The sequence below is a fragment of the Aminobacter sp. MET-1 genome, from assembly GCF_026521175.1.
Taxonomy (GTDB): Bacteria; Pseudomonadota; Alphaproteobacteria; order Rhizobiales; family Rhizobiaceae; genus Aminobacter.
Map to the genome: position 1 here is coordinate 1 of NZ_JAMSHL010000101.1, position 272 is coordinate 272.

A 272-nucleotide genomic window follows, 5' to 3' on the forward strand; every position below is an offset into this window, starting at 1 on the left:
GGCGCCGACAGATCGGCGTCTTCGAATCTCGAGGAGTGTTGACCGTGGCCAAGGGCAAGCGGACGTTCCAGCCGAACAATCGCCGCCGCGCGCGCGTTCATGGCTTCCGTCTTCGTATGCGTACCCGTGCGGGTCGTGCAATCGTTTCCGCACGTCGCGGCAAGGGCCGCAAAGAACTCACAGCCTGATAACCGTTCGTCCGAAGCTTGGAGCTCGGGATGCTTCCTGAGCCGAATCGGCTGCATCGCGCACGTGACTTCACCGTGGCTGTC

General features: G+C 62.9%; 1 protein-coding gene. It reads left to right on the plus strand.

The window, feature by feature from the left end:
• Positions 1 to 44: 44 nt before the first annotated feature.
• On the plus strand, positions 45 to 188 hold the full coding sequence (gene rpmH / locus NDO48_RS29195) for a 50S ribosomal protein L34 (RefSeq protein ID WP_026347786.1): 144 nt from the start codon (positions 45 to 47) through the stop codon (positions 186 to 188).
• Positions 189 to 272: the final 84 nt, after the last annotated feature.